This is a genomic window from Nonomuraea sp. NPDC049709 (assembly GCF_040674815.1).
GTDB lineage: Bacteria > Actinomycetota > Actinomycetes > Streptosporangiales > Streptosporangiaceae > Nonomuraea.
Map to the genome: position 1 here is coordinate 50,961 of NZ_JBFANM010000017.1, position 15,202 is coordinate 66,162.

The window sequence follows — 15,202 nt, forward strand, 5'->3', positions numbered from 1 at the left end:
GTTAGGAGACGGGGGAATCGCCCGTCTTGTACGTTCCTGCGGCCCGCTGGTAGGCGGCCGGCGGGACGCCCACGATGCGCTTGAAATGCCGGTTCAGGTGGGCCTGGTCGGTGAAGCCCACCTCGGCCGCCACCCGCGCCGGGGGCACGCCGGAGCGCAGCAGGCGGCGCGCCTGGCGGACCCGCAGCGAGGTCAGGTACGCGTGCGGCGGCATCCCCGTCGCGGCCTTGAACGCCCGCAGCAGCGCGAACGGCCGGGCCCCCACCGCGCCCGCCAGGCCGTCCAGCGTCGGCGGGTCGACGAGGCTCTCGTGCAGCAGGTCGAGCGCCTCGCGCACCGCCTGCCTGCCCTCGGCCGGCACGATCGCGGCCGGCCTGGGCGTGGCGTGGCGGGTCAGCAGCCGGGCGAACAGCGTGCGGCTCAGCGTCGAGGCGGCCAGCGCGTCGCCCCGCTCGGCCGCCCGGTGCGCCCGCCCGAGCAGCGCCGCCACCTGCTCGTCGCGCACCACCTGCGCGGGGAAATGCGGCGTGCCGTACGGCCCGCCGAGCTCGGCCGCGATCCCGGCCAGCGCGTCGACCGACGGGTAGAGCATGCGGTACGCCCACCCGCCCGGCACGCCCGCCTGCCCGGTGTGCGCGGAGTCGGGGTTGACCAGCACCATCTCGCCGGGCGCCGCCCGGTGCAGCGTGCCCCGGTAGTCGAACTCCTCCACGCCCTCGACGATGAGCCCGATGGCGTAGCCGTCGTGCGCGTGCCTGGCGAAGCGGTGGGTGACGTAACGGGCCTTGAGCAGGTCCGTCTCCGGCACCGCCGGGTGCCGCCAGAACCTGGCCTGCTCCTTCACAGCGGCCGGAAGCTCTTGGCGAACGTCTCGAAGTAGTGCCGGTCCCGCTGCCACCGCGCCTGCGTGGTCTCCCAGTAGAGGGCGTAGGGGCGCCCGTCGGCGGTGTGGAAGCCGCGGTTGACCACGTGGATCAGCACGCCGCCGCGCATCCTGACGAACTCCCAGTCGGCGGCGTCGCGGCCGAGGTAGTCGGTGGCGGTGATGCCGACGCGCTTGTACCCCTGGAACTCGCCCTTCGCCCGGATCTCCTTCTCCAGCCCGATCCAGTGCAGCACCGGGTCCTTCCAGGGGATGTCGGGGACCGTCCACTCGACGATCAGCGCCCCCGGGCCGGTGGGTGCCTTGATGGAGATGCTGTCCCGGCCGGGGGTCCGGCGGGCCTGCCAGCCCTCGGGCATGGCGATCTGGAAGCGGCCCGCGGCGCTTCGGTAGGCCCGCCAGCCCGCGGGCACGGGGCGGCCGGTGGCGGTGGGTCCGGGTGTCGGGGCCGGGCTCTCGTCGGGCTCGGCCGTGGCCTGCCGGGTCGGGGTCGCGGGGTCCTGGGCCTCGGGGGTCCGGGTCTCGGGGCTCTGGGTCTCGGGGGTCTGGGTCGCGGGCGCGGCCGTCCACCGGTCGGACAGCAGCACGCCGCCCGTGCCCAGCATCGCCACGGCGGCCACCGCCGCGGGCAGCCCGATCCACAGCGCCTTCCGCCGCCCGCCCCGCCGTCCGGGGACCGTCGGGCTCGGCCTTCCTCCGGAGAGCCCGCCGCCGGAGGACGCAACGCCGGAGAGCGCGCCGCCGGCGACCGCACCGCCTGCGAGGGCACCGCCGGTGGTCGCGGGGCCGGTGGTCGCGTGGCCGGTGGTCGCGTGGCCGGTGTGCGGCCGGTCGGAGCCGCCCGTCCACGGCAGGCCGCCCGCCGGTGGGGCGGAGGCGATCTCGTACAGCAGCCGCGCGGCCTCCTCGGCGGGCATCCGGGCGGCCGGGCTCCTGCGCAGCAGCCCCATGATGACCGGCTCCAGCGCCCCGGCCCGCACCGGCGGCTCCGGCTCGTCGCGCAGCACCGCCGCCACCGTCGCGGCCCACGAGTCGCGCTTGAACGGCGGCTCGCCCTCGACGGCCGCGTAGAGCGTCGCGCCCAGCGACCACAGGTCCGACTCCGGCCGGGCGGGCTCGCCGTTGAGGCGCTCGGGCGGCATGTACGCGGGCGTGCCCACCAGGTTGCCGGACGCCGTGAGCCCCGCCTCGGCCTCCAGCGAGGCGATGCCGAAGTCGGTCAGCACCACCCGGCCGTCGTCGGCCAGCAGCACGTTCTCCGGCTTCACGTCACGGTGCAGCACGCCCGTGGCGTGCGCGGCCCGCAGGGCGTCCAGCACCCGGCCGCCGATCACCGCGACCTGCCCGGCCCGCAGCGGCCCGCTCTCGCCGATCACCTGCCCCAGCGAGCGCGAGCGGACGAGCTGCATCACGATCCACGGGCGGCCGTCCTCCTCCACGACGTCGTGGATGACGACCACCGAGGGGTGGTCGAGGCGGCCCGCGGCCCGGGCCTCCCTGATGGTCCGGCGGTTGAGCTCGGCCCGCTGGGCCTCCCCGACGCCGGTGTAGCGGACCTCCTTGATCGCCACCGTACGGTCGAGCAGCTCGTCGTAGGCCCGCCAGACCACCCCCATGCCGCCCTGCCCGAGTGGCTCGACGAGGCGATAACGATTGCTGACGTGCACGCAGCGCAGCCTACTTGGCGGGTACGAACGTCGCGCAGAAGCCTTCGAAGAAGTGGTAGTCGGCCTTCCAGTGGCTGTTGAGCGTGTGCCAGTAGATCGCGTACGCCCGTCCGTTGTCGGTGACGAAACCCCTGTTGCGGACGCGGGTCTTCCCGGTGTTGGTGTTCCAGGTGAAGTCCCAGTCGGCCGCGGCCTTCATGTAGTCGACCTTCTTGATGTCGAGCTTCTTGTAGCCGCCGAAGTTGTTCTTCAGGTACGGCTCCTGCTTCTTCCAGTCCTTGTACGGGTCCGTGCCCGGGTTGGCCGCCTCCTCGATCAGGACGTACGCGTTGGACGCCGCGCCCGGTCCCTTGAACCTGACCTGCCGGCCGCTGCGCGTCCACACCTCCCACTTCGGGGGCAGCCCGATCTGGAAGCCGAGCTTCTTGTCCTTGTACATCTTCCACCCGGCCGGCAGCGGATCCTTCGTCTCCTTGGGGGTCGCGCTGGGGCTGGGACTCGCGGTCTCGCTCGGGCTGGGGCTCGTGCTCGGGCTCTGGCTCGGCGACGCGGTCGACGAAGGGGCCGGCGACGGGGCCGTGGAGGGCGGGGTGGCGGTGACGGCCGCCGTGCCCGGGGAGTCCGTGTCCGAGGACTTCTCCTCCGGGGCCGAGCGCAGGCCGAGGTAGCCGCCCACGCCCGCCACCAGCACGACCGCGACGGCCGCGGCGATGATCGTCCCGGCCCGGCGCTGCTGCTCGGGCCGCCCGGCCTCCACCGTGGGCACGGTCGGGGGCCGCGGGTCCACGGTCGAGGGCTGGGGGACGCGCGCGCCGGTCTCGGGCATGTCCGGCACCGGCGCGGCCGGGGCGAGGTTCGGGTCGGTCGGGGTGTCGTCCTCGACGGGGGCGTACGGGCGCCTGGCCTTGGCGGGACCGGGGCGCTTGGGCTTCGTCGGCTGGACCTCCGGGCGCTTCGGCTTGGCCGGGGCGGGCACGTGCAGCTCCTGCGACGCCGGGAACTGGGCCGCCGGGAACTGGGCCGTCGGTGGCGCGCTCGTCTGCGCGACGGCGTTGCGCAGCATCCGCTGCGCCTCCTCGTACGTCAGCCGCTGCACCGGCTCCTTCACCAGCAGCCCGTTGATCACGTCGGTGAGCGGCCCCGCGTGCGTCGCCGGGTCGGGCTCGTCGGTGAGCACGGCGTGCATGGTCGCCAGGGCCATCCCGCGCTCGTGCGGCGAGCGGCCCTCCACCGCCGTGTAGAGCGTGGCGCCCAGCGACCACAGGTCCGACTCGCGCCGCGCGGGCAGGCCCTTGAGCCGCTCGGGCGCGATGAACGCCGGCGTGCCCGCCAGGCCCGTCACGGTGAGCTGCGTCTCGGTCTCCAGCGTGGCGATGCCGAAGTCGGTGAGCACGACCCGGCCGTCGTCGGCCAGCAGCACGTTCTCGGGTTTGACGTCGCGGTGCAGCACGCCCGCCTCGTGGGCGCGGTGCAGCGCGTCCAGCACGGCCAGGCCGATCTCCGCCACCCGCTTCGGCGGCAGCGGGCCGTCCTGCTTGATCACGGCCCCCAGTGAGCGCGACTGGACGAGCTGCATGACGATCCAGGGCCGGCCATCCTCCTCGATCACGTCGTGCACGACGATCACGTTGGGATGCTCGAACCTGGCCGCCGCCCTCGCCTCGCGCATCGTCCGCCGGTTCAGCAGCTGCACTTCCTCGCCCAGGGCGGCGGCGTATCTGACCTCCTTGACCGCGACCGTGCGGTCAAGGAGCTCGTCGTGGGCTCGCCAGACGATGCCCATTCCGCCCCTGCCGATGGGTTCCTGCAGCTGGTAGCGGCCGGCGATGCGGCGTCCGTCCTGCTTGCGATCCGACATCAACGGCCTCAAACCCTCCTCTAGGCCAAGAAATACTCCCATAGCGAGGGATCAACGGCGACTCGCCAGAAGGACAGTCCGGCATGTGAGAAGTGCAGCCCAGCAGGTGGGAGCAGGGGTGTAGGGTTCAGATATGACTTGTCGTCGCTACGCGTTTACCGAGCCGGCTCCGGGAGAGCCGGTCGTCAGGTAGCGACCACCTGGAGTCGGCACGAGGCAGAGACACCCCGTCTCTGCCTTTTTGGTTTTCCGCCGGCCTCGGGAGCCGGCCGAACGGGAGTCGGGATGTCATCGACCTTGGAACGGCGCGCGGTGGCCGTGGGCGAGCTGCTCGTGGGCGACGGGCCGGCCGTGCTGATCGACGGCCGGGTGAGCCTGCGGGCGCGGCGCGGCCCGGCCGACGCGTTCGAGGCGCTGCGGGAGGGGGCCACGCTCGTGGAGCCGTCCTCGGCCGCCGACCTGCCCGCGATCGCCGAGCTCGCGCACGCCGTGGTGGTGGGGGCGTCGTGGACGCGCGACATCCCCCTCGTCCGGGCGGCGGCCGGGCTCGGGCTGCCGGTGGTGGTGGAGCGGCGGGCCGCGGCCTCCATGGAGGAGTGGCTGGGGCTGGCCGACCACTGCGCGGCCGAGGGGGACGGGCGGGTGATCCTGTGCGAGGGGCACCGGCCCGATCTGGGGCTCATGCGGGCGGCCAGGGCCGCCTCCGGGCGCCCGGTGCTGGCGGACGTCTCGGGCGACCTCGGCCTGTCGGCCGCCGCCGTCGCGGCCGGGGCCGACGGCCTGATCATCGGCACGGCGGGCACGCCGGTCCCGGCGGACGACCGGCGGGTGGCCGAGGAGGCCGTCACCCTCGTCGGCGCCCTCGTCCGGAACGAGGCGCCCACCACGCTGGCGGAGTGCCGCCAGGCGATCGACCGCGTGGACGCGGCCCTGGGCACGCTGCTGGAGCGGCGGGCGGTGCTGGCGGGCATCGTGCAGCGGATCAAGCCGGTGGGCGGCTTCGCCGGCCGCGACCTGGCCAGGGAGCGCGCCCTCGTCGCCAGGATGGCCGTGCGGGCGCCCTCGCTGGGGGAGGCCAGGCTCTCGCCCATCATGAACGCGGTCATCGAGGCCGGCCTGCACCTGGCCGAGGAGCGGGCGGGGCGGTAGCCGGGCAGGGCCGTAGGCGTCAGGGGCCGGCGGCGGGGAGTCCGGGCGTCCGGGAGGCGTCAGGCGCCTGCGACGGCGAGTCGGGCGGGGCGGGAGGCGTCAGGGGCCCGCGGCGGGGGGCCGGTCGTCCGGCAGGCGGAAGTTGTTCATCGGGCGGCCCGGGCCCGCGGCGATCTGCTTCGTGATGAGCTCCGCGAAGCGGCGGTAGCCGTCGCCCGTCGGGTGATAGCTGCGCGCGTTGACCGTCAGCTCCTCCATGTCCATGGCCAGCCCGTTCAGGAACGGCTGCGGCCGCCCCACCTCGTGGCCCGCGAACGCCTCGTAGGCGTCCACGTACTCGACGCTGCCCGGGGCGCCGAACGCCGCCAGGCCCCGGTCGAACTCCGCCGCCACCGACCCCACCGTGTCGTTGAGCCGCCGCGTCACGCCGTTGAGCCAGCGCTGGTCCTCGACGGTCAGGTTGTCGACGCTCTCCACCGGGTTCTCGGGGAACGGCCGGGGGTAGCCCAGCACGATGACGCGGGCGCCGGGGGCGCGCACGCGCAGCTCCCTGAGGACCTTGCGCATGCTGGTGCTCAGCTCCTCGATGCGGCGGCCGACGGCGGCGTCCTGGTCGACGCAGGCCGACGACCACGGGATCTTGACGATGCAGCCCGTCAGCACCTTGGTGAAGCCGGCGTCGTTGCCCCCGATGCTCAGCGTCACCAGGCTGGCCGCGGAGTCCACGCGGGTGACCTGGGGCGGCTGGCCGTGCTGGCCGGACAGGAGCTCGCGCGTGGTGGCGCCGCTGCAGGCGTAGAAGGCGGTGCCGCCGCCGAACCGGTAGGCCCGCGCCACCAGCGGCACGTACGAGCCCGTCGACCGGTGGCAGCGGTCGGCCCCGTCGTTGACCGGCGCGGTGTCCTGCTCGTAGACCCCCTCGCCCGAGGAGTAGGAGTCGCCCAGCGCGACGTACCGGCCGCTCTGCGCCACCTGCACGGGCGTCAGCCGGACCGGCCGCGGCAGCCGTCCGGACGGCTCGCCGGCGGTGGGGCAGCCCGCGTCCAGCACGGCGCAGGCCAGCTTAGGGTAGACGCCGAGGGGCAGGCCCGCCACCGCGATCGTGGCGCCGGCCACGGCCGCCGCCACGATCTGGACGATCCTGCGTCTAGCCTCGTCCAGCGTGACCTCCCGGGTGGCGACTCCTCCTTCTGCGCCATCGAGACTACCCAGCCGATGATCGGCGCGGGCGTGGCCGGGCCGCTACGGTTGCGCGCCGGCGGCGGCGCGCCGGCGGCGGATGACCCGCCAGCCCAGGGCGATGCCGGCGACCAGGGCCGGGATGAGGTAGAAGGCCACCCGCTGGTCCTTGTCGGCGAACGGCATCAGCAGCACCACCAGCGCCAGGAACGCGAGCGTCAGCCAGTTGGTGTAGGGCGAGCCGGGCATCGGGAAGGCCGAGCGGTGGCCCGTGCGGCGCAGGCGGGTCTGGCAGTAGACCAGGACGCCCCAGGTGGTGATCACGCCGAGCGAGGCCACGGCGGTGGCGATGTTGAAGGCCCGCTCGGGCAGGAAGTAGAACAGCGCGACGCCCGCCAGGAACATGATCGCGGTGAACAGGATGCCGCCGATCGGCACGTGCCGGCTGCTGAGGGCGCCGGCGAAGCGGGGGGCCTCCTGCTTCATGGCCATCGAGCGCAGGATGCGGCCCGTGGCGTACAGGCCCGAGTTGCAGGACGAGAGCGCGGCGGTGATCACGACGAGGTTCATGGCGTCGGCCGCCCACGGGACGCCGAGCCCGGAGAAGACCGTCACGAACGGGGAGGTGTCCGCCCGGTAGGCGGTCCAGGGCAGGACCATGGCCAGCAGCGCCACCGAGCCGACGTAGAAGATCGCGATGCGCCACACCACGCCGTTGATCGCCTTCGGCATGACCTCGTGCGGCCGGGCCGTCTCGCCCGCCGTGATGCCGACCAGCTCGATCGACGCGTACGCGAACACCACCGACTGCAGGCTCATCAGCACCAGCGGGAACCCGGTCGGGAAGAACCCGCCGTGGGAGACCAGGTTGTGCGGGCCCGCCGCGCCGACCGCGAACACGACCAGCACCAGCCCCACGACCAGGAAGACGGTGATCGCCACGACCTTGAGCATGGCGAACCAGAACTCCAGCTCGCCGAACAGGCGCACCGACAGCAGGTTGACCGTCATCACGAAGCAGAGCGCGATCAGCGCGGTGAGCCACTCGGGGAACGCGGGCGCCCAGTAGGTGATGTACGCGGCGATGGCCGTCAGCTCGGCGATGCCGGTGAAGGCCCAGTTGATCCAGTACATCCAGCCGCTGGCGAAGGCGGCCCACGGGCCGATGAACTCCCCGGCGTACTCGACGAAGGAGCCCGAGGCCGGACGGTAGAGCACGAGCTCGCCGAGCGCCCGCATGACGAAGAAGGCGGCCACGCCGGCGGCGGTGTAGGAGAGCACGAGCGCCGGGCCGGCGGCGGCCAGCCGGCCCCCGGCGCCCAGGAACAGGCCCACGCCGATCGCCCCGCCGATGGCGATCATCTGGACCTGCCGGTTGCCCAGCGCGTGCGTGTATCCCTCGTCCGTCTGCGTGCGCACCGAGTGACTCCTTGATGACGTTGGGTGAGATCGAGGATATCGGTGCCGTTGATCGCGACGGCTCCTGGCGCGCGGGCGGCCGCGGGTTGTCGGTGGCGGCGACTAAAGTCGGATCGCACCACACGTTGGGACCGGGAGGCCGCCGCTCAATGTCGTCCAGCGACTCGTTCGTCCATCTGCACGTGCATACCGAATACTCGATGCTCGACGGGGCCGCGCGCCTCAAGCAGATGTTCAAACAGGTCGGCGACCTGGGCATGCCCGCCATCGCGATCACCGACCACGGCAACATGCACGGCGCCTACGACTTCTTCCGGCAGGCCACCGAAGCCGGCATCAAGCCGGTCATCGGCATCGAGGCCTACGTCGCGCCTGAGCTGCGCCACAACAAGAAGCCGGTGCTGTGGGGGGAGCCGCACCAGCGCAAGGACGACGTCTCGGCGGGTGGCTACTACACCCACATGACGATCTGGGCGCGCGACAAGACGGGCCTGCACAACCTGATGCGGCTGTCGTCGCGCGCCTACACCGAGGGCTTCGTGCGCAAGTGGGCGCGCATGGACGCCGAGCTCCTGGCCGAGCACGCCGACGGCCTCATGGCCACCACCGGCTGCCCGTCGGGCGAGGTGCAGACGAGGCTGCGGCTCGGGCAGTACGACGAGGCGCTCAAGGCCGCCGCGAAATACCAGGAGATCTTCGGCAAGGACAACTTCTACCTGGAGATCATGGACCACGGCCTCGACATCGAGCGCCGGGTCCGCGACGGCCTGACCCGGATCAGCCGGGAGCTCGACATCCCGCCGCTGGTCACCAACGACTCGCACTACACCTACGAGTCCGACGCCGCCTCCCACGACGCCCTGCTGTGCATCCAGACCGGCAAGCAGTTGTCCGACCCCGACCGCTTCCGCTTCGACGGCAGCGGCTACTACATCAAGACCGCCGACGAGATGCGCGCGATCGACTCCTCCGACCTGTGGGCCGAGGGTTGCCGCAACACGCTGCTGGTGGCCGAGAAGGTCGACCCGGCCGGGTTCTTCGAGTTCAAGAACCTCATGCCGACCTACCCGATCCCCGACGGCATGACGGAGAGCGAGTTCTTCCGCAGGACGGTCTGGGAGGGCATGGACCGGCGCTGGCCGGAGGGCTACGACGAGCAGCACCGCAAGCAGGCCGAGTACGAGATCGGGATCATCGAGCAGATGGGCTTCCCGAGCTACTTCCTCGTGGTCGCCGACTTCATCATGTGGGCCAAGGCCAACGGGATCCCGGTCGGGCCCGGCCGGGGCTCGGCGGCGGGGTCGCTGGTGGCGTACGCGATGGGCATCACCGACCTCGACCCGATCGCGCACGGCCTGATCTTCGAGCGGTTCCTCAATCCCGAGCGCGTCTCCATGCCCGACGTCGACATCGACTTCGACGAGCGCAGGCGCGGGGACGTGATCCGCTACGTGACCGAGAAGTGGGGCGCCGACAAGGTCGCCATGATCGCCACGTTCGGCACGATCAAGGCGAAGGCCGCCATCAAGGACGCGGGCCGCGTCCTGGGCTACCCCTACGCGCTGGGCGACCGAGTCTCCAAGGCGTTCCCGCCCGCCGTCATGGGCAAGGACATCCCGCTGGCGGGCATCTTCGACAAGGACCACCCGCGCTACGCCGAGGCCGGCGAGCTGCGCCGGCTCTACGAGGAGGACGTCGACGTCAAGGCGACGATGGACCTCGGCAAGGGGCTGGAGGGCCTGATCCGGCAGACCGGCGTGCACGCCGCGGGCGTGATCATGTCGGCCGAGGTGCTGACCGACCACGTCCCGATCATGCGCCGCGACTCCGACGGCGCGATCATCACGCAGTTCGACTATCCGACCTGCGAGACGCTCGGCCTGCTGAAGATGGACTTCCTGGGCCTGCGCAACCTCACCATCATGGACGACTGCCTCAAGATGATCGAGGCGACCACGGGTGAGCGGGTCGACCTGCTCGGGCTGCCGCTCGACGACCGCAAGAGCTACGAGCTGCTGGCCAAGGGCGACACGCTGGGCGTGTTCCAGCTCGACGGCGGCGGCATGCGCTCGCTGCTGCGCCTCATGCGCCCCGACAACTTCGAGGACATCTCGGCCGCCCTCGCGCTCTACCGCCCCGGCCCGATGGGCGCCAACTCCCACACCAACTACGCGCTGCGAAAGAACGGCCAGCAGGAGATCACGCCGATCCACCCCGCCCTGGAGGAGCCGCTCAAGGACATCCTGGAGACGACCCACGGCCTGATCATCTACCAGGAGCAGGTCATGGCCATCGCCCAGCGGGTGGCCGGCTACTCCCTGGGCGCCGCCGACCTGCTGCGCCGCGCGATGGGCAAGAAGAAGAAGGCGGAGCTGGACAAGCAGTACGCCTCCTTCGAGCAGGGCATGAAGGACAACGGCTACCCCGACGCCGCCGTCAAGGCGCTGTGGGACATCCTGCTGCCCTTCTCCGACTACGCCTTCAACAAGGCCCACACCGCCGCCTACGGCCTCATCGCCTACTGGACCGCCTACCTCAAGGCCAACCACCCGGCCGCCTACATGGCCGCGCTGCTGTCCTCGGTGAAGGACGACAAGGACAAGTCAGCGCTCTACCTCAACGAGTGCCGCCGCATGGGCATCAAGGTGTTCCCGCCGGACGTCAACGACTCCGACTTCGACTTCACGCCGCGCGGCACCGACATCCGCTTCGGCCTCTCGGCGGTGCGCAACGTCGGCGGCAACGTCGTCGGCGGCATCATCTCCGCGCGCAAGCAGAAGGGCCGCTTCACCGACTTCAAGGACTTCCTGCGCAAGGTGCCGGCCGTGGTCTGCAACAAGCGCGTGATCGAGTCGCTGGTCAAGGCGGGCGCGTTCGACTCGCTGGGCCACGTGCGCAAGGGCCTGGTCATGGTGCACGAGCAGGCCCTCGACGCGATCATCGACATCAAGAAGAACGAGGCCATCGGCCAGGACTCCCTGTTCGGGGCGATCGACGGCGGCGAGGACCAGACCTTTGACGTGCAGATCCCGGTGGGCGAGTGGGACAAGAACACGCTGCTGCAGTTCGAGCGCGAGATGCTCGGCCTCTACGTGTCCGACCACCCGCTGTTCGGCGTCGAGCACGTGCTGGCGGCCGGGGCCGACTGCTCGATCGCGGCGGTGCAGGACGAGAGCCGCTCCGACGGGCAGGTGGTGACCGTGGGCGGCATCCTCAGCGGGGTGCAGCGCAAGGTCACCAAGAAGGGCGACACCTGGGTGCTGACCCAGCTGGAGGACCTCGAGGGCTCGATCGAGGTGATGATCTTCCCTTCGGCGTACCAGCTGTGCTCGACGATCCTGGCCGAGGACGCGATCGTGTTCGTCAAGGGGCGCATCGACAGGCGCGAGGACGTGGCGAAGATCATCGCCATGGAGGTCACGGCGCCCGACCTGAGCCAGGAGTCCGGCGGGCCGCTGCTGGTGAGCCTGCCGCTGAACCGCTGCACGCCGCCGGTGGTAGGCCGGCTGAAGGAGATCCTCGCCACGCACCCGGGGACGTCGGAGGTGCACCTGCAGGTCCACAACGGGCCCAGGACGACGGTGCTGCGCGTGGGGGACCGGCTGCGAGTCACGCCGTCACCGGCCCTCATGGGCGACCTCAAAGAACTCCTCGGCCCCGCCTGCCTGGGGGCCTGACCGCTCGCCTCCCCGGCGGTCGTGGGGCAGGATCGCAGCGTGAGCGAACTGCACTACCTGACCGCGACCGAGCTGGCCCGGCTGATCAGGACCCGGCAGGTGAGCGCCGTGGAGGTCCTCCAGGCCCACCTCGACCGCATCGAAGAGGTCAATCCCCGCGTCAACGCCGTCGTCACCCTCGTCGCCGAGCGGGCGATCGAGGCGGCGAAGGCGGCCGACGCGGCCCTGTCGTCCGGGGACCGGGCCGGACCGCTGCACGGCGTACCGGTCGCGCACAAGGACCTCGTGGACACCGCCGGCATCCGCACCACCTACGGCTCGCCGCTCTTCGCAGACAACGTCCCCGACGAGGACGACCTGATCGTGCGGCGGCTGCGCGCGGCGGGCGCCGTCACCGTGGGCAAGACCAACACCCCGGAGTTCGGCACCGGCTCCCACACCGTCAACGAGGTGTTCGGCGCCACCAGGAACCCCTACGACCTGTCCAAGTCCGCCGGCGGCAGCAGCGGGGGCGCCGCCGTCGCGCTGGCCACCGGCATGGTGCCGCTGGCCGACGGCTCCGACATGGGCGGCTCCCTGCGCAACCCCGCCTCCTTCTGCAACGTCGTCGGCCTGCGGCCCACGCCCGGCCGCGTCCCCGACCCCTCCGACACCGCCGCCTGGTTCACCCTGGCCGTCCCCGGTCCCATGGCCAGGACGGTCGAGGACGTCACGCTGATGTTCGGGACCATCGCCGGGTTCGACCGCCGCTCCCCGTACTCGATCAAGGAGGTCTTCGCGCCGGAGCCCGAGCGAGGGGTGGCGGGGTTGCGCGTGGCGTGGAGCCCCGACCTGGGCGGGCTGCCCGTGGACCCGAGGACGGCGGCGGTCACGGCGACCGCGCCGGCCGTGTTCGAGCGGCTCGGCGCCCGCGTCGAGCAGGTCGAGCCGGACCTGACCGGGGCCGAGGACGCGTTCAGGACCTACCGGGCCTGGTACTACCTGCTCGCCCACGGCGACAAGAGCGGGCTCGGCCCCAACACCGCCTGGAACGTCGAGCAGGGCCGCAAGGTCACCGGCGCCGACCTGGCCCGGGCCGAGGTCGCGCGCAGCCGCCTCTACCAGCGCATGGCCGCGTTCTTCGACACCTACGACGTGCTGATCGCGCCGGTCAGCCAGGTGCCGCCGTTCCCCGTCGAGCACCCGCACGTGAGCGAGATCAACGGGCGGCGGCTGCCCGACTACCTGGCCTGGATGCGCTCGGCCTACTGGATCAGCGTCCTGCACTCGCCCGCCGCCTCGGTCCCGGCCGGGTTCACCGGCGACGGCCTGCCGGTGGGCGTGCAGATCGTCGGGAGGCCGTTCGAGGACGCGAGGGTGCTGCGGGTGGCGCGGGCGTTCGAGGAGGCCACCGGCCACGGCCTGCGCCGGCCGCCGCTGTAGCCGCTACTCGGGTCCGATCCCGTACGGCTGCCGCAGCGGCGACTCGCGGTAGCCGTGCATGCCCTCCAGCAGCCCGAAGAACCCCACGGCGACCAGCGGCCAGGACACCAGCACGCCGGAGGCGGTCAGCTTCAGCGCACCCGGGACGATCTTCGCCCCCGGCACGGCGGCCGCCTCCACCGTGACCGCCCCGATGGTGAACGTGGACCCGACCCACAACGTCAGGAACGAGGCCAGCATCCCGCCCGCGCACAGTCCCAGCAGCACCGGCAGCATCCAGCGCCGCCCGATGAACCAGGCGACGCCGCCGCACAGCAGCCCCAGCCCGCCCGTGATCACCGCGAACCAGCCGTCGGCCGCGATCAGCGCCTGCGTCGTCGGGTCGGCCAGCACCGTGCCCCGGTCGGTGACCTGGTACGGCGCCCGCGGCGTCAGCCCTGACCAGAGCAGCCCGGCGGCCAATCCGAGAGTGGCGAGAGTGAGGACAGATACCGCAAAAGCGCGTACTTCCCTCGTCACGCCACTCCCCCTCACATGTACGTCCGAATCAGCTCGATGGTATCCCCCGGTTAGGCTCGCTTCGTGATTGCAGAAGAGGTCTGGCAGATAGAACCCTCCGGTCCGCTCCGGGGCGACGTCGAAGTGCGCGGCTCGAAGAACGGCGTGTCCAAGCACATGGTCGCCGCCATGCTGGGCAACGGCGAGAGCAGCATCCACAACGCCCCCGAGGTGGGCGAGGTCGAGATCACCGCCGCCATGCTGCGGGCCCTCGGCATCAACGTCGAGATCTCCCGCACGGAGATCAGGATCGAGCAGGGCCCGGAGATCGAGCCCCGGGTCCCCGACGCGTTCACCGGCCTGAACCGCATCCCCATCCTCATGCTCGGCCCCCTGCTGCACCTGGCGGGTGAGGCGTTCGTGCCGCTGGTGGGCGGCGACCCGATCGGGCGGCGGCCGGTGAACTTCCACGTGGAGGCCCTGCGCGCGATGGGCGCCGAGGTGGAGGTGGGCGACGCCGGCATCTACGCCAAGGCCAAACGCCTCAACGGCACCCGGATCGAGCTGCCGTACCCGAGCGTGGGCGCCACGGAGACGGTGCTGATGTCGGCGGTGCTGGCCGACGGCAAGACCGTGCTGAAGAACGCGGCCACCGAGCCCGAGGTGGTGGAGCTGGCGCTGTTCCTGCAGCGGATGGGGGCCAGGATCGAGCTCTCGCCCGACCGCAGGATCGTCATCGAGGGCGTCGAACGGCTGCGCGGCGCCCAGACCTGGCTGACCGGCGACCGCATCGAGGCGTTCTCGTACCTGGCGGCGGGCCTGGTCACCCAGGGCGAGGTACGCGTGCACGGCTGCCCCCAGGACCGCCTGGTCACCGCGATCACCACGCTGGCCAGGATGGGCGCCCAGTTCGACATCAACGACGAGTACCTGTGCGCCACCGCGCCCCCGGAGGGCCTGCGCGCGGCGGCCGTGCAGACCGACACGCACCCCGGGTTCATGACGGACTGGCAGACGCCGCTGATGGTGCTGTTCACGCAGAGCCAGGGCATGTCGGTGCTGCACGAGACGGTCTTCGAGAACCGCCTGGTGTACGTGCCCGCGCTGCAGAAGATGGGCTGCGAGATCGAGGTGTTCGACCAGTGCCTGGGCGGCCCCGCCTGCCGCTACCACGACACCAACGCCCGCCACTCGGCCGTCGTGCGCGGGGTGTCCAGGCTCAAGGGCGCCGACGTTACGCTGCCCGACATCCGGGCCGGGTTCTCGGCCGTGCTGGCGGCGGCGGTGGCCGACGGGCCCTCCACGCTGCGCGGGGTGCACCACATCGAACGCGGTTACCACCGGCCGTTCGAGCAGTTCGCTTCGCTGGGTCTGAACATCCGCAGGCAGCGGTAAATATCGGTAAAGACGTCGGAAACGGGCGTTTGCCGTCGACCTGGACGTCGCACAC

Annotated in this window: 10 protein-coding genes; 4 read left to right on the forward strand and 6 right to left on the reverse strand. The window is 72.0% G+C overall.

Annotated elements, in window-relative coordinates:
- Position 1 precedes the first annotated feature (1 nt).
- The 3 genes from AB0J69_RS18840 to AB0J69_RS18850 are packed head-to-tail and all read right to left on the reverse strand — an operon-like array spanning position 2 to position 4,408.
- Positions 2-844: an AraC family transcriptional regulator gene (locus AB0J69_RS18840; RefSeq protein WP_364118455.1), complete on the reverse strand. Its 843-nt coding sequence runs from the start codon at positions 842-844 to the stop codon at positions 2-4.
- Positions 841-2,550 (reverse strand): protein kinase, encoded by a 1,710-nt coding sequence (locus AB0J69_RS18845; RefSeq protein WP_364118457.1) that lies wholly within the window; start codon positions 2,548-2,550, stop codon positions 841-843. The genes AB0J69_RS18840 and AB0J69_RS18845 overlap by 4 nt, the downstream gene beginning before the upstream one ends.
- Before the next feature lie 10 nt (positions 2,551-2,560).
- A complete protein-coding gene (locus AB0J69_RS18850) occupies positions 2,561-4,408 on the reverse strand; it encodes a protein kinase (protein ID WP_364118459.1) in 1,848 nt (615 codons plus the stop codon).
- A gap of 888 nt (positions 4,409-5,296) precedes the next feature.
- Between AB0J69_RS18850 and AB0J69_RS18855 the strand changes: the two genes are divergently transcribed.
- Positions 5,297-5,557, forward strand: coding sequence for a chorismate mutase (locus AB0J69_RS18855; protein WP_364118652.1), 261 nt, complete (start codon positions 5,297-5,299; stop codon positions 5,555-5,557).
- Between the two features lie 99 nt (positions 5,558-5,656).
- On the opposite strand, the gene AB0J69_RS18860 is transcribed toward AB0J69_RS18855, so the two are convergent.
- The gene (locus tag AB0J69_RS18860; RefSeq protein WP_364118461.1) at positions 5,657-6,685 is read right to left on the reverse strand and encodes an SGNH/GDSL hydrolase family protein; all 1,029 of its coding nucleotides are present in this window, start codon (positions 6,683-6,685) and stop codon (positions 5,657-5,659) included.
- Between the two features lie 114 nt (positions 6,686-6,799).
- Complete coding sequence (locus tag AB0J69_RS18865) at positions 6,800-8,155, reverse strand: amino acid permease (RefSeq protein WP_364118463.1); 1,356 nt, start codon at positions 8,153-8,155, stop codon at positions 6,800-6,802.
- A 149-nt stretch (positions 8,156-8,304) separates the two neighbouring features.
- Here AB0J69_RS18865 and dnaE point away from each other — a divergent pair, with 149 nt between their 5' ends.
- Entirely contained in the window at positions 8,305-11,832 is a 3,528-nt protein-coding gene (gene dnaE, locus AB0J69_RS18870) for a DNA polymerase III subunit alpha (RefSeq protein WP_364118464.1), read from the forward strand.
- Between the two features lie 39 nt (positions 11,833-11,871).
- Positions 11,872-13,254, forward strand: coding sequence for an amidase (locus tag AB0J69_RS18875; protein ID WP_364118466.1), 1,383 nt, complete (start codon positions 11,872-11,874; stop codon positions 13,252-13,254).
- Between the two features lie 3 nt (positions 13,255-13,257).
- Here AB0J69_RS18875 and AB0J69_RS18880 read toward each other — a convergent pair whose 3' ends face one another.
- Complete coding sequence (locus tag AB0J69_RS18880) at positions 13,258-13,716, reverse strand: hypothetical protein (RefSeq protein WP_364118468.1); 459 nt, start codon at positions 13,714-13,716, stop codon at positions 13,258-13,260.
- A 120-nt stretch (positions 13,717-13,836) separates the two neighbouring features.
- Between AB0J69_RS18880 and murA the strand changes: the two genes are divergently transcribed.
- A complete protein-coding gene (gene murA, locus AB0J69_RS18885) occupies positions 13,837-15,147 on the forward strand; it encodes a UDP-N-acetylglucosamine 1-carboxyvinyltransferase (RefSeq protein WP_364118469.1) in 1,311 nt (436 codons plus the stop codon).
- Positions 15,148-15,202 lie beyond the last annotated feature (55 nt).